Origin of the sequence: Rhizobium herbae (genome assembly GCF_019511375.1) — a bacterium.
GTDB classification, from domain to species: domain Bacteria; phylum Pseudomonadota; class Alphaproteobacteria; order Rhizobiales; family Rhizobiaceae; genus Pararhizobium; species Pararhizobium herbae_A.
This window is the reverse complement of record NZ_JAEUAO010000001.1, coordinates 180,413-199,841: the sequence shown is the minus strand read 5'-3', so window position 1 is coordinate 199,841 and position 19,429 is coordinate 180,413. Positions and strand designations below refer to the sequence as shown.

The following is a 19,429-nucleotide window of genomic DNA, read 5'->3' as shown; positions in this document are numbered from 1 at the left end:
CTTACCACCGGCCGCTGCGGGCGGCTTTCCACATCCACCATTGCCGGCGCCATTGCGATGGCACAATCGATTGCTCGAACAATTTCGAACCGGCCCGCTCGGCGCGGTCAAAAACCGGTTCGGCCAGCGCCAGTGTGATGAAGGCAAACCGGTTGGCCGGGGAAATGCCTTTCGCGTCGGTGCGAGCCTTGGCAAGGTGGTCACGACCGAGGCCGGACAGTGCGCGTATCGCCCGACTGACCGCGTCCTCATCCGTTCCGGCGAGGAAAGCGTCGCGATCCAGGCCCGTGGCAGCCAACAATTCCGCGGGGAAATAAACCTGCCCCCGACGCCGGTGCAGCGGCAAAAGCAGCAGCAGTCCGGCGATAGTCTGCGCGACACCGGCGTGGCCTGCCGCCGACGCCGATTGCTGGGCATGAGCAGGATCGAGAATAAGGCTGGCAAGCTGGATCAGCGCCGAGGCCGTCTCGCCCGCATATCCCTCAAGCGCCGAGCGGCTTTCCATCGGATCGTCGTAGAGATCGAAAATGCGGGCATCGATCATGTTCTGCAGCACGGGCACCGGCAGATTGTAGGCCCGGATGCAGGCGAGCAGTGCTTCCGCCAATGGGTTCCCCTCGCCGCTCGCGCCGCCCGTATCGCTGAGCACGTCACGCCACCATTGCAAGCGGATTTCTCCCGGCAACGGCTCGCGCGCGACGTCACGAACGCGGGCAATCTCCGCGTGAAAGGCATAGAGAGCCGACAGTGGGCCGCGCTTGTCCTGCGGCGACAGCAGGCAGGCAAGGTACCGGTCGCGGTCGCTCTCGCGCAACGCCGTGAGACTGAAATCGTAGACTGCCACGGCGGCCGACCTCGAATTTTCGGGAGATATCATCGTCAGACGGCAATGAAGGCGGCAGCGACGGCGCGCGATTCCGCAAGCATGATGTTGTAGGTGCGCACCGCAGCACCCGTGCTCATCGGGTCGGAAGAGATTGAAAGCTCCTTGAATCGCGCCTTCAACTCTTTTGGCAGCGGCCGGATGTCCTTGCCCGTTCCGACGAGCAGCACCTCGATATCGGCGGCTTCATCGAAAACGCGCTGGAAATTTTCCACGGTCAGCGGATCGCCTTCGACCATGTCCCAGCCATAGATGCCGGAAGGCAGCATTAGCAGCGATCCGCGATGCGACATGTCGGCGAAACGGAAGCCGCCATTGCCGTAGCTCTCTATCGGCGCCCGACCGGGGAAATGTGCCCTGCGGATTTCTACGGGTCTGCGCATGCCTACCGAGCCCCCTTGACCGGGCGTATGCCGGCGCTGCCGCTCTTTTCGACATCACTGCCCGGTGCGCCGTGCCTCAACCTGAAGAGAATGAGGACGGGGCCGGCAACATAGATCGAGGAGAACGTGCCGATCGCAACACCGAACAGCATAACGAAAGCAAAAGACTGGATTGCCTCGCCACCGAAAATCGACAGCGCAGCCAGTGCCAACATGGTGGTCGCGCCGGTCAGAACCGTTCGCGACAACGTCTGGTTGATCGAGGTATCGATCAGAATCGGCAACGGCATGCGCGGATAACGCTTCAGGTTTTCGCGAACCCTGTCGTAGACCACGACCGTGTCGTTCAGTGAATAGCCGACGATGGTCAGAAGCGCCGCAATGCTCGTCAGGTTGAATTCCATGCCGGTGACGACGAAGAGACCGATAGTCAAAAGCACGTCATGCAAGGTGGCGACGATCGCGCCGGCGGCAAACTGCCATTCGAACCGGACCCATATGTAGATGAGGATGGCCAGAAGTGACGCGAAAACACCGATGGTCGCGGCTTTCGTCAGGTCACCGGAGACCGAGGGGCCGACGACTTCGACGCGGCGGAATTCATAGGCGTCTTCCAGTTCGCCCCGGATCAGCATCACCGACGTCTGCTCGGCGTTCTCTCCACCTTCGCGGGAGTGGACACGCACGACCACATCCTGCGGCGAGCCGAACGGCTTGACCGTGATCTCCCCGAGATTGAGTTCGTCCAGCCGCGCGCGAATATCCTCGATATCCGCAGCACCCTCGCGCGCCTTCAGTTCGATCACCGAACCACCAGCAAAGTCGATGCCGAGATTGATACCCATCGCGCCAAACAGCAGCATGCTGATGAGAGACAGCAATGCCGTCAGGGAAAAGACGTAGTTTCGGATCGCCATGAACCGGAACGCTGCGCCGTCGAACACGCCGGTACGTATCCCATCCGGCAATTGCTTCGGCCGGCGCCTGTGCAGCCATACGTCGAGCATAACGCGCGTCAAAGTGAAGGCGGTAAACAGCGTCGTCACGATACCGATCGCCAACGTCACGGCAAAGCCGCGGACCGCCCCTGTTCCGAGAAACAGCAGGATGATGGCGGCGATCAGCGTGGTGATATTGGCGTCGACGATGGCGGCGAATGCGCGCGAGAAACCGAAATCGAAGGCTTCCCGAAGCGATCTGCCGTGACGGACCTCTTCGCGGATGCGCTCGTAGATCAGCACGTTTGAATCGACCGCCATGCCGATCGTCAGCACGATACCCGCGATGCCGGGAAGGGTCAGAGCCAGTCCTGTCGCCGAAAGCACGGCAACGATCATGACGACGTTGAAAGTCACGGCCAGGCTCGCCACCGCGCCGAAGAAGCCATAGAAGCCCAGCATGAAAAGAATGACGAGAACGGCGCCGATCGCGCCACCAGCCAGAATGGAATGGATCGAATCCGCCCCACGCCCTGCGCCGATCGAGCGCTCCTCGACGACTGTCAGCGGGCTCGGCAAAGAACCGGCGCGCAGAAGCAGCGCCAGATCATCGGCACCCTCCGGGCTCATTTCAGCCGACAGCTGTATGGTGCCGTCGGTGATCGCCTTGCGCACCAGAGGCGTCGCAATCACCGCCCCATCGAGCACCACCGCAATCGTCGTACCGGTCGTGTCCGCCGTCGCCTTCGCAAACCTCGCCGCACCCTCCGGGCCAAGGCGCAGGTTGACGACTGGATTGCCGGACTGCGCATTGATCGCCGATTTGGCCTCGACAATGTCCTGGTTGGAGATGATGGGTTGCTTGCGGACGAGATAACCGATCGGTGGGTCGTCGGCGGAGTAGAGAATTTCCGAATTTAACGGCGGCTGGCCGTTGACGGCATCCTGGACCGCCATCGACATATCGATGCTTCGGAACGAAAGAGCGCCCGCCTGGCTCAGGATATACTTGACCTGTTCCGGATCGTAGCGGCCGGGAATCTGGACGATGATGCGGTCGGCACCTTGTCTGCGGATTTTCGGCTGCTGGGCGCCGAGATCCGCCAGCCGACGATGCAGGACGGCTATGGCACCATCGGCCGTGGCCGAAACCCTGCGGTCAATGCCCTCGTCGGAAATGCTGGCGCGAATGGACCCGTCAGGAGAAGCGCCGATAGCAACCTCGCGGACCGCGTCCTTGGCAGCGCCACCGATCTTTGCCGGATCCGTCAAAGCGTTCAGGGCCGTTTGCGCGGCCTCAATCTGTGCCGGGTTGCGAAGGCGTAGCTGGATATCCTGGCCCGTGCCCGAAAGGCCGGAATAGGCGATGCCGGCAGACCGCAACCGCGCGCCGATCGCATCGATGATCGCCTCGAGGCGGGTCTTCACCACATCTTCGCGCTCGACCTTCAGGGTGATCTGGGATCCGCCCTGGAGATCGAGACCGAGCATCAGCTGCTTTCTCGGAACCCAGTCTGGCAAGCGCTCCAGAGTTGCCTCGGCGACCGCGTTCGGCAAAGCCACCACGATGCTGAGCAGCACGACGAGCCAGACGATGATGGTTTTCCAGCGGGAAAAATACGGCATGAAGCTCTCGAAGATGTGTCGTTACAAGGTGACCGGTCCGATCCGGCCTCCCTGCGAGCCTACTCCTTGACGGGTTCGCCCTTTACACGGACTTCGGATACACCACTGCGTACCACACGAATCTTGACGCCGTCAGCAATTTCGACTTCAAGTTCGCTGTCGTCGATGACCTTCGTCACCTTGCCGACGATGCCGCCGCCGGTAACGATCTGGTCGCCACGGCGAATGTTCTTCAGGAGTTCCTCGCGGCGCTTCATGTTTGCGCGCTGCGGCCGGATGATCAGGAAATACATTACCACAAAGATCAGCAGGAACGGCAGGATAGACATCAGGATATCAGCGCCGCCAGCCGTTGCGCCGGGTGCCGTCTGGGCGAATGCCTCGGTAATGAACATCAATCACTCCTTGAATGCGGTTTTGCGGGCGGGCAGCCCATGGTTCGGATCGCCGAATATAAGAATAGCCAATGTGAATGCAACCACGGGCTAACCGGCGTCTACCTTCAGCCTCATACAGGAAATCGGCTGGAGGAGAAGCGCTTTCTACCGGATTTCACGCCTTTTACCGTTACAACAGCTATGCTACCGGACGCTTGGCCCAACGGCACAACCTGTTGCCCTATTTCAGGAGGCTTTTTGATGCAGGATACGAAAATCGACCTTCTGATCACCGAAATGCAAAAGGTCTCGGCGGCCATCGAGCGGATTGCCGGCCCCGCCCCTGCCGTCAATGAATGGGGCGCAGCGGAATGTTTCGTCTGGGTCCCGCAACGGCTGCATCTCCAGCCCGTCAGCAAGCCGAACCGGGTCGATCTCACGCTGATCCGCGGCGTCGATCATGTCCGCGATATTCTGTTCGACAACACCCTGAGATTTGCCGAAGGGTTTCCGGCAAACAACGTCTTGCTGTGGGGCGCCCGCGGCATGGGCAAGTCGTCGCTCGTCAAGGCGGTTCATGCAAGCGTGGCGCGGGATTCCGGTATTCGCCTGAAACTGGTGGAGGTGCATCGCGAAGACATTTCGACGCTGCCGGTCTTGATGGAGATCCTCAAATCAGCGCCAGTGCCGGTCATCGTATTTTGCGACGACCTGTCCTTCGACCATGACGACACGTCCTACAAATCTTTGAAAGCGGTGCTGGACGGTGGCATCGAGGGCCGCCCAGCCAACGTCCTGCTCTACGCAACGTCCAATCGCCGCCATCTGCTTCCACGCCATATGATGGAAAACGAGCAGTCTACGGCGATCAACCCCTCAGAGGCGGTCGAGGAGAAGGTTTCCTTGTCCGATCGCTTCGGACTTTGGCTCGGCTTCTACAAATGCAGCCAGGAAGACTATCTGGCGATGATCGACAGCTACGCAACGTATTTCGGTCTTCAAAGCGATGCTGCGCAGCTGCATGCCGAGGCGCTGGAGTGGAGCACCACGCGCGGCGCCCGCTCCGGCCGCGTTGCCTGGCAGTTCATCCAGGATCTGGCCGGCCGCTTGAAGAAGAAGATCGACCTGGTTTGACACAAAAAAGAAAAGCCCCGTTGCGGGGCTTTTCTTTTGATGACGAGCTGGCAACAAGCCTGGCTATTCCAGGAAGGTTGCCGGGTTGACGGCGCTGGCGTTCTTGCGCACCTCGAAGTGCACCTGCGGCTGCGTTGCCGTGCCGCTCATGCCGGACGCCGCCAGCGTCTGGCCGCGCTGAATCTTCTGACCGCGCTGCACCTTCAGCTCCGATGCATTGCCATAAACGGTGACAGTGCCGTCGTCGTGGCGCACCAGAACGGCGTTTCCGAGTTCCTTTAGGCTGCTGCCGGAGTAGATGACCACGCCGTTTTCCGCCGCCTTGATCGGGGTGCCTTCCGGTACCGAGATGTTGATGCCGTCGTTGCGGTTGCCCTCGACGTTGGCGCCATATCCGGCGATGACCTGTCCACGAACCGGCCAGCGGTACTTGCTGATCCCCGTTCCCTTCGGCGAGGCTTCCGAGCCGTCATCCTTCGAGGCGACTTCGGTGACCGATTCCTTGGCGACCGGCGGCGTATACTGCGCGGGCTTTGCCTCTTCGGTCTTGGCAAGCTTGGTCTCCGCCTTGGCATCAACCGTCTTGCCGGGGACCGAGGCGGTAACCACCTGGTCCGGAGCCGATGTGTCGGCGCCCGGAACCTTCAAGGTCTGGCCGATGCGGATCGCCGCGGTCGTCAAGCCATTCGCCTTGCGCAGTTCCTCGACGGAAACGCCGTTCGCCTTGGCGATCCTGTTCAGGGAATCGCCCGCCTTGACGGTATAGGTTCCGCCCTTGCCGCCTTCGCCGGCAACCGGCTGCTTGCCGGCTGCCATGTCAGTACGGGTCGTGCCCTTTTCGCGGGACTGAGACTGGCCGGGCAGGATTGCGACATCACGATTGTCCGGCTGCAGCGGGATTTTCTTCTGCTTGTCGACATCGAGGCTCGCGGCGGCATCGGAAGCAGCCGCCTTTGCCGCACTTCCGGCAACGCCGAAGGTCGGGATAAGGATGCGCTGGCCGGGCTCTGCGTCGGCACCGGACTTCAGACCGTTTGCCTTGAGGATTTCCTTTTCGGGAACACCAAAACGCTTGGACAATGTCGCGACGCTATCGCCTTGCCGCAGAAGCACTGCCGGAGCATTCGCCGTCGACCAACCGCCCTTCGTCGTACCGGTGGAGATCGGATCGGCCTTAATCTTCTGCTCGGCCTTCGCCGTTTCGCGAGCAGCGGGGAAAGGTTGCGTCAGCGAGGTATCGCGCGCCTTCGCAGCCGGATCAGCAAGTGCGACACGCTGGACGTTGATCGGCGTCGACGCTTCCCGTGCACGGGAAACCGGCGTCGTTGCGGTATTGACCGGATCGGGGAACGGCTGGCTCGTGGCCTGATCGCGACTGTCGCCTGCGGCCGCCGGTACAACCGCCATGCCGCCTCCCTGGACATCACTGCGCGGGATCGGGACATTGCTGCCCGCGATCGAGTTCGTCGTAAAATTATCTGACTTGGAGAAGAGTCCTCCAAAGCGGGTTGCATCAGAACTGCAACCTGTTGCGGCGCCTGCCAGCAACACCGCCGCAACAAGACGGACGACGGACTTTCCTGCACTCGACGAAACTCTCATACGCATGACGCTACCCACTTGGAACACAACTCAGTGTAGGGTGATTAAAGCGCATTAGAGTTACCGCGCGGTTAAAACCGGCGGCCGGGGCAATAGTTTTTGATGAATTGATAACCATGATTGGCGACAACACCGACGATGGCGGTGCCGGCGGCAAATCGAACCGGTGGACCGCGTGAATCGACCGTGGCGTGGTGACCGCTCATACCGGCTTCTTTCCAGTCGTCAGACGGGATTGCGTATTTTTCACGACCATCGACGCGCAATGCTCGGGCTTAAGGTTCAGAAGTTTTCCTGGTAGAGCCTCTCGACCTCGGAGAGAGCGCCGCGCGTCTGGGAGACATCCTCGTAGCTGATCGCGCCGCTATCCCAGCCGAACATGTCTCCGGTGATCATGCCGCCCGCATCCTCTAAGGTTGAGAACTCGGATTGAGGCTTGTCGGTGTCGAGCAGGACGCTGACGAGGGTTTGAAAGGCTGCGCCACCCTCGCCGCCGCTGTCGTCGCTATACTCCACTGACCGCGCTCCGGCGAGCGCCGCCTCGCGCGTGCCGAAATAGCGCAGGCTGTTCTGATCCTCCGGGCGAAGGTTGTCGTAGTACTCGATGAATGCACGGTAGTAGGCTTTGTAGTCGCCGGTCTCGCCGTATTTCCCGAAGGCCTGATACTCGCGGGCGGCGAGCTGCGGGGACAGCTTGTTGCCCCATTCCTCAGCCGTCAGTGCCGGGTATTTTTCCTGCACGCGCTTCGTGCGACCGAGAAACAGCAGTGCCTCTATCGACAAGGAAACACGCGAGGATGGGTCGTAGCCGCCGGCCGGCGAGACGGCTGCATTGCCCTCTTCGCGGCTGCCCGAAGTGACCTGCGCCGCGGCGCGGCCTGCAAGGTTGCTCAGGCCGTCGCCAGTACCCGTCGAGCCTAATCTGTTCGCGATCTGCATCTGCCGTCTCCTGCGTTGGGACGCCTGAAATGGAACTGACAAACACCCATCAAGTCCGAGGTCAGCTCAAAGGTATGACTTTTGTACGCAGCTTTCGGTTAGGCTCAGAAACTTGCGCCAGGCTGACCACGATTAACGAAAACTTAACCAATTGATTGTGCGATAATAATTCCGGCTGCCGCGACAAGCGGGCCTGTGCAGCATGCTGCAACGCAACAGCAAATGGTGGAATCAGCGTGCGATCGCGATGATTTCGCTGCTTCCTGCGCTGAACAGCAGGCCGTCCCATCCGCCCAGCAAGGAGACATCCACGAAGCCTGCCTTATGGAGAAGACGCCGAATCTCCGCGTGGCTGCGAAATGCCAAGGTGCTCTGTGAGATAGCGCGCTCATTCCGGCCGCCGATGCGGGTATAGGTTCGAAAGCTCACCTGTCCGGCCCGCACGTCGATAACTTCATGCCAGGTTTCGACCGTGCCCAATCTCGGATGTGCGATCGTCCTGAAGGAATGGTCCGGCGTCCAGCGTTCCCAGGCGCGTGCGAGCGGGTTGCGGCTTTCGAACACGAGGCGACCACCGTTTTCAAGATGCCGCCGCACGGAAGAGACGACCGCCAGAACCTGGTCGTCATCGAGAAACACCTGAAAAACATGGCCCGTCATGAGCACCAGATCGAAGCGTTCCTCAGATCCAACCGCATAGATATCGCCATTTATCCAACGCACTGTCTCGCCGCCCGGACGCCGGCGCGCGATATCCAGCATGGCCGGAGCCGGATCGGCACCGGTCACGTGATGCCCAAGCGCGGCAAGCCTGACGGTCAAAAGCCCCGTGCCGCAACCAAGATCAAAGCACACGGCAGGGCTCTTTCGCCAGCCGGCAGTAGAAGTCAGTATCCGCCCCGGCAGGGTTGAGACTGTCGTAGAGCGCGACAAGCGTGCGGTCTGTGTAAATCTCGTCCGGCATCGCGCCTAGAGAAACGAGGCGAGTTGCGGAACGATGGGAAGGTAAGGCGCTTCGAACAGGTCCTCGCGGTCGAAACGGCTGCCGGTGCGCGTGAGCCGGACGATCCGGCATTCGGTCTCGCTCATCATGATCGGCACAATGAGAACGCCACCGGAAACGAGGTGATCGGAAAAAACGCGCGGCAGACTGGAGAACGCCGCGGTGACCAGAATGCGATCGAACGTCCCTTCCCCCGCGGGCCCTATGCTGCCATCGGCGTGACGAACGACGACATTGCGGATACCCGCCTTCTCCAAGTTCTTCTGGGCACCGGTCACGAGCGTCTTGTAGCGGTCGATCGTCAGCACGCGCTCGGCGATGCGGCCCATCACGCCGGCGGTAAAGCCGCTACCGGTACCAACCTCGAGGATGCGTTGTCCGGGCTTGAGGCTGAGATGATGTAGAAGACGTACGGTGAAATCGAAACCTTCCATGAAGGAACCGCAATCGAGCGGCACGAGTCGCGACGAATAGGCGTTGTCCTGAAATTGGGGAGGCGTAAACAGCGTGCGCGGCGTCTGCTCGACGGCATTGAGCAGTTCCTTGCTGGAAATACCTTCCGCACGCAGGCGCAGCAAAAGAGCGGCAAACCCTTCCTGTTCGACGGCGCGCGGGCTCAATCGGCGTCTCCGCCGAGCAACGCGCGCGCAACGCGGTCCTGCACCGTATAATCCGTCAGGTCGAGCTTCAGTGGCGTCACGGAAATCTGGTGTTCGCGCAGCGCGTGAATGTCGGTTCCCGCCCGGAAATCGCCAAAGCGCTCACCGAATCGGAGCCAGAAATAAGGATGCCCGCGGCCATCGGTGCGCTCGTCGATCGTCAGGCCAAAATCGAGCTTGCCCTGGGAGGTGACCTCGGTACCGGCAACGGCGCCCGGTGCGCAGTTCGGGAAATTGAGGTTGAGGAATGTCCCATCAGGCAGGTCAACCAGCATCAGCTTGCGCAGAAGATCGGGCGCATGGGTCTCGACGACATCCCACGGGACGTTCCCGCCGTCCGCATGCCGATAGGCCTGGCTGAGGGCAAAGGATCGGATGCCCTGCATCGTGCCCTCGATGGCGCCGGCAATCGTGCCGGAATAGGTGACGTCATCGGCCATGTTGGCGCCGACGTTGACGCCCGAGAGGACGAGGTCCGGTTTGAAATCCAGCACCTTGCGCACCGCCATGATGACGCAGTCGGTCGGCGTACCGCGCAGCGCGAAATGCTTTTCCGATACCTGCCGCAGACGCAAGGGCTCCGACAGCGTCAGCGAATGGGCAAGGCCGCTCTGGTCGGTTTCCGGCGCAACGATCCAGACATCATCAGAAATCGTCCGGGCAATCCGTTCGAGAACAGCAAGGCCCTCGGCGTGAATGCCATCGTCGTTTGTCAGCAGAATTCGCATCTCTACCCCTGCCGCAGGATGCGGCTCAACCGGCCTTTTCAATCTTGGTCAGGCCGCCCATATAGGGCAACAATACGTTCGGGATGGTTACCGATCCGTCTTCATTCAGATAGTTTTCGATGACGGCGATGAGTGCGCGACCGACAGCCGTGCCCGAGCCGTTCAGCGTGTGAACGAATTTCAGGGTCTTGTCGTCCTTGGTGCGGTAGCGCGCGTTCATGCGCCGTGCCTGGAAATCGCCGCAGACCGAGCAGGACGAGATTTCGCGATAGGTATCCTGGCCAGGCAGCCAGACTTCAAGATCGTAGGTCTTGCGTGCGCCAAACCCCATGTCGCCGGTGCAAAGCGTCATGACACGGTAGTGCAGTCCAAGACGCTTCAGCACCTCCTCGGCACAGGCGGTCATGCGCTCATGTTCGTCGATCGAGCTATCCGCATCGGTGATCGACACGAGTTCCACCTTGTTGAACTGATGCTGGCGCAGCATGCCGCGGGTATCGCGGCCAGCCGAACCCGCTTCCGAGCGGAAGCAGGGCGTCAGCGCTGTAAATCGCAGCGGCAGCGCATCGCCTTCGAGGATCTGCTCGCGCACCATGTTGGTGAGTGGCACCTCGGCAGTCGGGATCAGCCAGCGGCCATCCGTCGTTTTGAACAGGTCTTCAGCAAACTTCGGAAGCTGCCCGGTGCCATACATGGCCTCGTCACGCGTCATCAGCGGCGGCTGAACTTCCAAATAGCCGTGTTCGCTCGTGTGCAGATCAAGCATGAACTGCCCCAGCGCCCGCTCGAGCCGTGCCAGTTGACCCTTGACGATGGTGAAACGCGAGCCGGCAATCCTGGCTGCACCTTCGAAATCGAGCCAGCCAAGCGCCTCGCCGATTTCGAAATGCTCTTTGGGCTTGTGATTCCAGCCGGGCTTCAGACCGTGGCTGTGCTTGACGACATTGCCGTGCTCGTCGCTGCCGACCGGCACATCTTCGAGCGGAATGTTGGGTATGCGCGACAAAGCGTCGGCGAGCTCGGCATCGGTCTGACGGCTTTGTTCTTCGAGCGCAGGCATGGTGGTCTTCAGTTCAGCCACTTCGGCCTTCAGCGTTTCGGCAAGCTCGCTGTTCTTCTGCGCCATTGCAACACCGATCTCCTTGGAAGCGGCATTGCGGCGCGACTGCATGTCCTGCAGCGACTGAACGAGGGAGCGGCGCTTCTCGTCGAGCGCGATCAGTGCGGCCGACAGGGGCTCTACACCGCGCTTTTCAAGCGCTGCGTCCAGGGCTTCGGCATTGTCCCTAATCCATTTGATATCAAGCATGTTCGTTCAGGTCCTGATCGGTCGTGTCGAATGTGGATCCCGAACACCGGGCGCTGACACGAACCCCGTGTCAGCCGGCGTTTTCGCTCGCCTCGGCATCTTCGCGTGCTTGTGCGTCGCGTGTCCGTTGCCGCTCAACGAGTCGGGCCGTGTAGATCGAAATCTCGTAGAGAAGGATGGCCGGGAGAGCAAGACCGATCTGGGAAACCGGATCCGGCGGCGTCAAGATTGCCGCCGCAATGAAGGCGATGACGATCGCGTATTTGCGCTTGTCCTTCAGACCCTGCGAAGTGACAAAGCCGACACGCGCCAGGAGCGTCGTAATGACCGGCAGTTGGAACACCAGGCCGAAGGCGAAGATCAGCGACATGATCAGGCTCAGATATTCCGAAACCTTCGGCAGAAGCTGGATCGATACCTGCCCCTCGCCGCCATGCTGTTCCATCGCCAGGAAGAACCACATCACCATCGGCGTGAAGAAGAAATAGACGAGCGCGCCCCCCATCAGAAAGAGGATCGGCGAGGCGATCAAGAACGGCAGGAAGGCGGCCCGCTCGTTTTTGTAGAGGCCGGGAGCGACGAACTTGTAGACCTGCGAGGCGATGACGGGAAAGGAGATCACGAGCGCGCTGAACATCGCGACCTTGATCTGCGTGAAGAAAAACTCCTGTGGCGCCGTGTAGATCAGCTCAACGTTGCGATGATCAAGCCCCGCCCACTGAACCGCCCACTTGAATGGCTGAACGAGGACATCGAACAGGCCCTTGGCGAAATAGAAGCAGACGAGGAAAGCCGCGAAAAGAGCGCCGACCGCCCAGATAAGCCGCGAGCGCAGCTCGATCAGATGCTCCATCAGCGGCTGGGGCTTGTCTTCAATATCGCCGCTCATGCGTCACCTTTTTTCTTCGTCTTTTTAGGCGCAGCCTTGGCAGATTCCGGCTGCTTCTTCTCGCTCACCGCTTTTGCCTTTTTCGTGGCAGCCTTCTCCGGTCCAGACACCGCGGCCCCGACTGCCGCTGCTTTCGGCTTGGAAGCAGTCGTCGCGTTTCGCTCGACAACGGGAGCAGCGACCGCAGCCGCGCGTTCCGCCGGCGTGGCCGTCGCGACAGCTGTGACGGCGACAGGTTCGGCTTTCGGCTGTTCCTGCGGAGTGACTGCTTCTGCCGGAACTTCGGCGGGCGCCACGGCCGGTTCAACCAGCTTCGTCTCGACAGTCGTCGCTTTCTGCAGGTCGGCCTTGATCTCGTTGCCCATCTGACGAAGCGGATTCATTGCCTCGCGCAGACTATGTGCCGGGTTGAGCTTCTGAGCGTCGCTCAGCGTCCTGCGAACATCGTCGAGGTCGGCTTCCTTCAGCGCTTCATCGAACTGCTGGCGGAAATCATTCGCCATGCCGCGCATCTTCGTCATCATCTTGCCGAACGTCCGAAGCATTGGCGGCAAATCCTTCGGACCAACCACGATGATCAGGACGATGGCGATAACGACGAGCTCGGTCCAGCCGACATCAAGCATTCTCTAGGACTCCACAACACCGAAAAGCGGCAGGGCCTGCTCTCGCGGCCAGGCCCCGAACCGAATGCATGATCAGCGGACTTCGTCGGATTTGTGTTCGACCGTCTTGGCATCGACACCCTTGTCGGCGGCGGTGTCGTCTTCGGTCATGCCCTTCTTGAAGCTCTTGATGCCCTTGGCAACGTCGCCCATCAGTTCCGGAATCTTGCCGCGTCCGAACAACAGCAGAACAACGACCAGAACGATCAGCCAATGCCAGATACTAAAGGAACCCATGTCCTTACTCCCTTGAAACCTGCAACCCCGATTTAAGATGCTCGACCATCTTTTTCAAACGGCAATGTACCTCGCTCGTTAACGGAAAGCGGCACGCCACGCAATGCTTACACCGCGAGTTCGGCAGAGATAGGCCCGTCCCGCAGATTTTCGGATCAATCGAGCGCAGCCGCCGGTGGAAGCAGGATGCCAATGCGACCACTACACACGGGCCGATGGAGGAGACAAGCGGCGTCAGGACGCCCGCCGTTCATTCCCCGTCCTCACCGCTCGGCGCCAGAAGGCCAAGCTCCTCCAGATCAAGCTGCGTGATCGGATCCTCCTCGTCGCCAAGTCCCTCATCGCCAAGCGGAACCGGTACCTGGAAGTTGGAAGGAATGCGGCCGGAGAGCAGTCCCGCTCCCTTCAATTCTTCGAGACCCGGCAGGTCGCGCAGTTCCTCCAGGCCGAAGTGGTCGAGAAAATCCCGGGTCGTGCCGAAAGTCACGGGACGGCCGGGCGTGCGGCGGCGGCCACGGAAACGTATCCAGCCCGCTTCCATCAACACGTCGAGCGTGCCTTTGGAGGTCTGCACACCGCGGATATCCTCGATCTCCGCGCGCGTGACCGGCTGGTGATAGGCGATGATCGCCAGCACTTCGAGTGCTGCCCGCGACAACTTGCGCACTTCGTTTTCATCTGTCTGGACAACGAATGAAAGGTCTGCAGCCGTACGGAACGCCCAGTGATCAGCCACCTGTACGAGATTGACGCCGCGCACGGCATATATGGCCTTCAGCCGCATCATGATACGCGCAACATTTGCACCCCGCGGCAGGCGCGAGGCAATATAGCCCTCCGACACCGGCTGGGCGGACGCAAAGACAAGCGCTTCGGCGATGCGCTCCGCTTCCAGTTCGGTCCGCGGATCAAGCAGGATGCCCCTGCTGGTCGTTTCGTCCCGTTCTTCGATCACGCCGGGCAGTTTCTTTTGCGGGTCAATCACGCCCCGCCTCCATGTCAGCCAGCATCTCGGCCGTCAGCTTGTTTGGTCCCTGGCGCAGATAGATAGGCGAAAACGCGCCATCCTGGCGAATTTCAAGCCGGCCTTCCCGCACCATTTCGAGCGATGCGGCAAAAGAACTGGCTATTGCCGTCGCCCGCTCCTTGGGGCTCGTCATGTAGCGCAGCAGAAAGTGGTCGAGTGCGGTCCAGTCGACCATATCGCCGATCAGCCGGGCAAGGACGAGGCGGGCATCGGCGAGCGACCAGACCTGCCGCTTCTCGATCGTTACCTGCATCACCGCTTCACGCTGACGCAACGAGGCATAGGCACTCAGCAGATCGTAGAGCGATGCCTCGAATGCCGATTTCCTTTCGACCGGAATATGTTCAGGCGCACCACGCGCGAATACGTCACGCCCAAGCCGGTTGCGATTGATCAGGCGGGTGGCCGCCTCGCGCATCGCTTCCAGTCGCTTGAGGCGGAAAGCCAGCGCCGTGGCCATTTCCTCGCCCGAGGGGCCATCGTCCTTGCTCTGCTGCGGAATGAGCAGGCGCGACTTGAGGAAGGCGAGCCAGGCCGCCATGACGAGATAGTCGGCGGCAAGCTCAAGCCGGATGCTGCGGGCGCGCTCGATGAAAGCGATATATTGCTCGGCAAGCGCCAGCACTGAAATGCGCGAGAGATCGACACGCTGGTTGCGCGCCAGATGCAACAGCAGATCAAGCGGGCCTTCGAAGCCGGCGATATCGACGACGAGTTCGTCCTCGTGCAGGCCACGATCCGATGCATCGTCCTGCCACAGCGGCTCCATCGGGGCCTTGGCCGCCGGTTTCCTCTGCATGTCGCCGGCGTTGCTCACGATCTCTTGCCTCTTTTATTGCCGTGCTTCCCCTACGCGATGGCCAGCATGCCGTTGAACTCGTCCCGCAATGCGGCTTCATCCGATGCATCCGGCTTTGCGAACCCGGCTTCCACCGCTTTCACGCGCCTGAGCGTCTCGCCGGATATCACCGGCACGACACGCGCCACCTGTAGCATTTCATCCATAATGCCGTGGCAATGCAACACCAGATCGAGGCCTGCGGCCACAATACCACGCGCCCGCTCCTCGATATTGCCAGCCAGCGCATTCATCGAGACATCGTCAGACATCAGCAGCCCATCGAAACCGATATGGCCGCGGATGACGCCTTCGACCACCTTCGGGGAAGTCGTCGCGGGATTTTCCGGATCGATGGCAGTGAAAACGATGTGCGCCGACATTGCCATGAGTTCGTTCTTCATGGCAGCGAAAGGTACAAAATCGCTCTTGGCGAGCTCCTCAAACGGCACATCGACGACCGGCAGCTTATGGTGAGAATCGACGAAAGCCCGGCCGTGGCCCGGCATATGCTTCATCACCGGCAGCATTCCCCCGGCCTTGAGGCCCGCGGCCGCTGCTGCGCCAATCGCCGCGACGGCCTGCGGATCATGACCATAGGCGCGGTTGCCGATGACATCGCTGCTGCCTTCGATCGGCACGTCGAGCACCGGCAGGCAATCAACCGTGATGCCGAAGCGCATCAGGTCGAAGGCGTGCAGCCGTGACATCAGCCATGCGGCGCGCAAGCCTTGCTCGCGATCGCGGCGATAGATCTCACCGAGCGCAGCACCGTTCGGATATTGCGGAACGACCGGCGGACGGATGCGCTGGACGCGGCCACCCTCCTGGTCGATCAGCACCGGCGCATCGAGATTGCCGACGCTGTCGCGCAGAGACGCGACCAGATCGGAAATCTGCTCGGGCTCGCCGATATTGCGTCCGAAAAGGATGAAGCCCCAGGGGCGCTCTCCTGCAAAGAAAGCTTTTTCCTCGGTCGTGATCGTCAGGCCCTTGCAGCCTGAAATGAATGCTTTTGATTCGGTCATGGAGCGATGATAGTGACTGCTGCAGGCAAAGGCGAATGTCGATTTTTCCTGTCCCGTCATTCACAGCGTGCCGTTGCGTTTGCAGACGAAAAAGGCGCGACCGTTTCGCCGCGCCTCTTGCTGATCTCTTGGTCTCGCCTGCTTATTTCGTCACGAGGCAGCTGCCACCGGCACTCTTGTAGCGTGTGCACAGGGAATTCGCCTCCGCCTTGGAGCCGGCCGGAATGCGTACCCGGAAATAGGTGCCCTTGCCGGCAATCTCCGCCTTCTTGATATCGACGCCCTTGCCCCCGATGACGCTGCCGAACTTGCCGGAGAGCGTCTTGTAGGACTTCTGGGCTTCGGCTTCCGAGGGCAGCGAGGCGATCTGGATCACATAGGTGCCCGGGGCGACAGAGGCCGTTTCTACCGGCTTGGCTTCGGCTGCCGGCTCAGCCTTTCGGACCGGCTCGGTCTTGAAGGTGTCAACGACCTTCGCCTGCTCCTCGACCGGACGCGTCTGCGGAACCGGATTGGTCTCGGCAACCGCCGTCGTTCCTGTCGATCGAACCGGCGCTGTCTCTTCGACGTTCGCCGCAGCGGCTTCCGCCAGAGCGCTTTTCTGCTCCGGCGCAGCAGCCTGGTCGGCAGCGGGCACGGTCTTCGGCGTCGAACCAGTTTCCACCTGGGGGCTGACGGTCGTCGTCTTGACCATGTTTACCTGCGGGTCGTCCTGTTTCGCCGGCGTTTCGTTTGCGGCAACCTTCGTTTCAGGCTGGGCAACCGGCTCGTCGCGGGCAACCAGCGTGCCATCCGGCTTGACGATCATCGTGCGAACCTTGCGCGGCGATACGGCCGGCGAGCTCTCCTCTTCGGTCGCGGCGTTCTCGGCGGTCTGGTCTTCTGGCAACAGCCGCTCGTCCCCGTCCTCGTCTGCCGGTGTTACGCCCGGGAGTTCGTCGCCGGCGCCTTCCAGCGGCAGGTTCTCCGGCGTCAGCGTTCGCTGAACCACATCGACCGGCTCCTCCGTCGAGGATACCAGCGTGCCCTGCTCGGGCGTGCTGTCCTGCGCACCGGCAACACGGTCGTAGACCGCCTTGTCCTGGTTGGGAACGGTCTTTCCGCCCTTTTCGACCGGCACGACCTTCACTGGCGACTTGTCCGCCAGGATAATTTTCGGCTCCCCGCCCGACAGCATCGAACCGTTGCCGCCCATGAATGCGTAGACACCGACGCCACCGAAGATCGCAAGACCGGTAACGGCCGCTGCCAGCAGGATCAGGCGACGCTTGCCGGAACCGCTACCCTCTTCGTCAAAGTCGCTGTTGGCCGCGTAGCCTGAGCCGACAGCCAGGCGATCCGAAGATGGGTCGGCTTCCCGGCGCTGGCTCAGCGACAGCCGGAAATCCTCTTCCATGGCCTTTTCGAACTCGTCGAAATCATCCTCGGCGGCCGCACTGCCGGTGACGGGCTGCGCCTGGGGAATTGCATGCGGCACGGAACCGAAACCCAGTTCTCTATCAGCGCCCGTGTTAGCGCCAACGTTGGTACGGCCAGGCGCGCCGAACAGCTGCGCCATTTCAGCGTCGATATCGAGGTCGTAATCCGGCTGATGGACCACCGGACGCTCCTGCTCGACGGTCGGCAATTGCGGTACGTTCAGATCGGCGATCGCCGTCACGTTTTCTTCCGTCTCGGCAATCATCGAGGGATCGAAGGGCAAGACACTTTCAGGCTCTTCGCGCACCGGCTCTTCATCCCGTGGCGCTTCGTCGAAGGCCTCAGCCGCAACGGGCTCTTCTGCAAGCGCCGCAGCCGGCGCGAGAGTGGGCCCGTGGGACGCAGTCTCGAATTCCGAGGGATCGATATCGAGATCGATGCCGGAAAGATCGAGTTCAAATGTTTCGAGATCGAAATCCGGATCCGGATCGGCGGGTGTCTTCAGCGAAGGCGCTGCCTCGATCACCACCGGCTCGACGGGCGTTTCGGCTGGCTGATACGCGGTTTCGGTGACCGTTGCGCCTAGCGGCACGGCTGCCGCCGGAAGCGGCGTCGCAAAGGCCCTCTGCGACAAAACTCCGCCATTGGAGGCTACCGGAGTAGCGCGACTGAATGTCGGCGTGAACGGATAGTTGACTTTTCGCGCAGCATCCGACGGGGTTACCAGTTTCACCACGGCTTTGGGGGGAACAGGAAACCGTTCGATATCAGTCAGCAAAGCATCGAGGACATGCGCACCGGACGCGGACGTCGCTTCGTCCGCCTTCGGCGCCACTACCGTTTCCGGCTGCCATTCGGCAAGATCATCCTGCGCCACGCTCGTCTCGGCCGCGATTGCTGCCTGGCCGGCGCCAGCATAGACGTCCTCAACGGACTGAAGGGCAACAGGCTCTTCAACCGCAGCCATGGGCGCCACATCCGGTTCGGCCGACTCCTCCGCCCCGGCGTCAACAGGAGTATTCAACTCAGGTTCAAAATGATGAGCCTGCGCCGGGGCCATTTCGGTCGCAGGCGCTTCGGCGATGTCATAGCCGATGGACAGCTCGAGCTCGCGCTCGAGATCTAGCGCGTCAAATGCCGGCTGGTTGTAGGAATCAACCGACCAGGCGCTTTCCCCGTGAGCCGTAACGGGCTCCGGCTGGGGGGCCCAGTGATCGGCAACAGGCTCTTCGTCTCCGGTTGCAACCGCAACCTCCGGCTCCGCCAAAACGGGATCTTCTGCAGCGAGCGGCGCCATCTCCGCGGAGGATGCAGCGACATCGGCCTCGACTTCCGGGAGAAAACCTTCCGGCTCGTAAGCAACGAATTCCGGCTCTGCGACAGCGGCTGGAGCGACATCTGGTTCGTCGACAAGCGGTGCGAAAGCAACATGATCCTTTGCACTGACGGGCTCAGGCGCATCCATCGATGGTGCGTGTTGCGGCGCATCGTAGATGTCGAACTCGCGGAGCAGCTCGTCCTCCAGATCGAATGCAGGCTCGAGACGGACCGCTTCGCGGTGTCTTTCGAGTTCCTGCAACTGCTGAACTGCGGGCCGATTGTCATAGCCGACAATGCGGGCCAACTCTGCCAAAGGATCGTCATCCGACAAGACGTCGAATTCCGCAGTCCCGCTTCGTGCCAATTGTTTGTCTGCCATGCGCTCCACTCACAACTACTAGCCAGTTTTTGCCAGTGCTTTGTGG

The 19,429-nt window shown here is 61.1% G+C and carries 19 protein-coding genes; 1 reads left to right on the top strand and 18 read right to left on the bottom strand.

Translation table 11 applies throughout. The features are described 5' to 3' along the window. Position 1 precedes the first annotated feature (1 nt). The 4 genes from JNB71_RS01015 to yajC are packed head-to-tail and all read right to left on the bottom strand — an operon-like array spanning position 2 to position 4,225. Positions 2-877, bottom strand: a complete 876-nt coding sequence (locus JNB71_RS01015; RefSeq protein WP_223215715.1) for a phytoene/squalene synthase family protein — start codon at positions 875-877, stop codon at positions 2-4. 2 nt (positions 878-879) lie between these two features. After that, positions 880-1,266: an Mth938-like domain-containing protein gene (locus tag JNB71_RS01010; RefSeq protein WP_220370005.1), complete on the bottom strand. Its 387-nt coding sequence runs from the start codon at positions 1,264-1,266 to the stop codon at positions 880-882. A 2-nt stretch (positions 1,267-1,268) separates the two neighbouring features. Then, positions 1,269-3,830, bottom strand: coding sequence for a protein translocase subunit SecDF (gene secDF / locus JNB71_RS01005; RefSeq protein ID WP_220370004.1), 2,562 nt, complete (start codon positions 3,828-3,830; stop codon positions 1,269-1,271). A gap of 59 nt (positions 3,831-3,889) precedes the next feature. Beyond that, entirely contained in the window at positions 3,890-4,225 is a 336-nt protein-coding gene (gene yajC, locus JNB71_RS01000; protein ID WP_018325250.1) for a preprotein translocase subunit YajC, read from the bottom strand. Between the two features lie 243 nt (positions 4,226-4,468). Between yajC and JNB71_RS00995 the strand changes: the two genes are divergently transcribed. After that, positions 4,469-5,341 (top strand): ATP-binding protein, encoded by an 873-nt coding sequence (locus JNB71_RS00995; RefSeq protein WP_220370003.1) that lies wholly within the window; start codon positions 4,469-4,471, stop codon positions 5,339-5,341. Positions 5,342-5,404: 63 nt separating this feature from the next. On the opposite strand, the gene JNB71_RS00990 is transcribed toward JNB71_RS00995, so the two are convergent. The 14 genes from JNB71_RS00990 to JNB71_RS00925 form a co-directional block, all read right to left on the bottom strand. Then, the gene (locus tag JNB71_RS00990; protein ID WP_220370002.1) at positions 5,405-6,949 is read right to left on the bottom strand and encodes a LysM peptidoglycan-binding domain-containing M23 family metallopeptidase; all 1,545 of its coding nucleotides are present in this window, start codon (positions 6,947-6,949) and stop codon (positions 5,405-5,407) included. A 65-nt stretch (positions 6,950-7,014) separates the two neighbouring features. Then, positions 7,015-7,209 carry a hypothetical protein gene (locus tag JNB71_RS00985; protein ID WP_220370001.1) on the bottom strand — a complete coding sequence of 65 codons (195 nt, stop codon included), beginning with the start codon at positions 7,207-7,209 and terminating at the stop codon, positions 7,015-7,017. 16 nt (positions 7,210-7,225) lie between these two features. Further along, on the bottom strand, positions 7,226-7,882 hold the full coding sequence (locus JNB71_RS00980; RefSeq protein WP_220370000.1) for a biotin biosynthesis protein BioC: 657 nt from the start codon (positions 7,880-7,882) through the stop codon (positions 7,226-7,228). Positions 7,883-8,113: 231 nt separating this feature from the next. After that, a complete protein-coding gene (locus JNB71_RS00975) occupies positions 8,114-8,815 on the bottom strand; it encodes a class I SAM-dependent methyltransferase (RefSeq protein ID WP_220369999.1) in 702 nt (233 codons plus the stop codon). Positions 8,816-8,851: 36 nt separating this feature from the next. Further along, on the bottom strand, positions 8,852-9,505 hold the full coding sequence (locus JNB71_RS00970; RefSeq protein ID WP_112857821.1) for a protein-L-isoaspartate(D-aspartate) O-methyltransferase: 654 nt from the start codon (positions 9,503-9,505) through the stop codon (positions 8,852-8,854). Next, complete coding sequence (gene surE, locus JNB71_RS00965; RefSeq protein ID WP_220369998.1) at positions 9,502-10,272, bottom strand: 5'/3'-nucleotidase SurE; 771 nt, start codon at positions 10,270-10,272, stop codon at positions 9,502-9,504. Before surE ends, JNB71_RS00970 begins: the two co-directional genes overlap by 4 nt. A gap of 25 nt (positions 10,273-10,297) precedes the next feature. After that, a complete protein-coding gene (gene serS, locus JNB71_RS00960) occupies positions 10,298-11,581 on the bottom strand; it encodes a serine--tRNA ligase (RefSeq protein WP_220369997.1) in 1,284 nt (427 codons plus the stop codon). A gap of 70 nt (positions 11,582-11,651) precedes the next feature. Beyond that, entirely contained in the window at positions 11,652-12,470 is an 819-nt protein-coding gene (tatC, locus tag JNB71_RS00955; RefSeq protein ID WP_220369996.1) for a twin-arginine translocase subunit TatC, read from the bottom strand. After that, complete coding sequence (tatB, locus tag JNB71_RS00950; protein WP_220369995.1) at positions 12,467-13,096, bottom strand: Sec-independent protein translocase protein TatB; 630 nt, start codon at positions 13,094-13,096, stop codon at positions 12,467-12,469. Before tatB ends, tatC begins: the two co-directional genes overlap by 4 nt. Positions 13,097-13,168: 72 nt before the next feature. Beyond that, on the bottom strand, positions 13,169-13,372 hold the full coding sequence (locus JNB71_RS00945; protein WP_220369994.1) for a twin-arginine translocase TatA/TatE family subunit: 204 nt from the start codon (positions 13,370-13,372) through the stop codon (positions 13,169-13,171). Between the two features lie 250 nt (positions 13,373-13,622). Continuing rightward, positions 13,623-14,357: an SMC-Scp complex subunit ScpB gene (scpB, locus tag JNB71_RS00940; RefSeq protein WP_431027835.1), complete on the bottom strand. Its 735-nt coding sequence runs from the start codon at positions 14,355-14,357 to the stop codon at positions 13,623-13,625. Then, positions 14,350-15,198, bottom strand: coding sequence for a segregation and condensation protein A (locus tag JNB71_RS00935; RefSeq protein WP_431028298.1), 849 nt, complete (start codon positions 15,196-15,198; stop codon positions 14,350-14,352). Before JNB71_RS00935 ends, scpB begins: the two co-directional genes overlap by 8 nt. 50 nt (positions 15,199-15,248) lie before the next feature. Then, positions 15,249-16,265, bottom strand: coding sequence for a beta-N-acetylhexosaminidase (nagZ, locus tag JNB71_RS00930; protein ID WP_220369993.1), 1,017 nt, complete (start codon positions 16,263-16,265; stop codon positions 15,249-15,251). A gap of 142 nt (positions 16,266-16,407) precedes the next feature. Then, positions 16,408-19,383, bottom strand: coding sequence for an SPOR domain-containing protein (locus tag JNB71_RS00925; RefSeq protein ID WP_220369992.1), 2,976 nt, complete (start codon positions 19,381-19,383; stop codon positions 16,408-16,410). Positions 19,384-19,429: the final 46 nt, after the last annotated feature.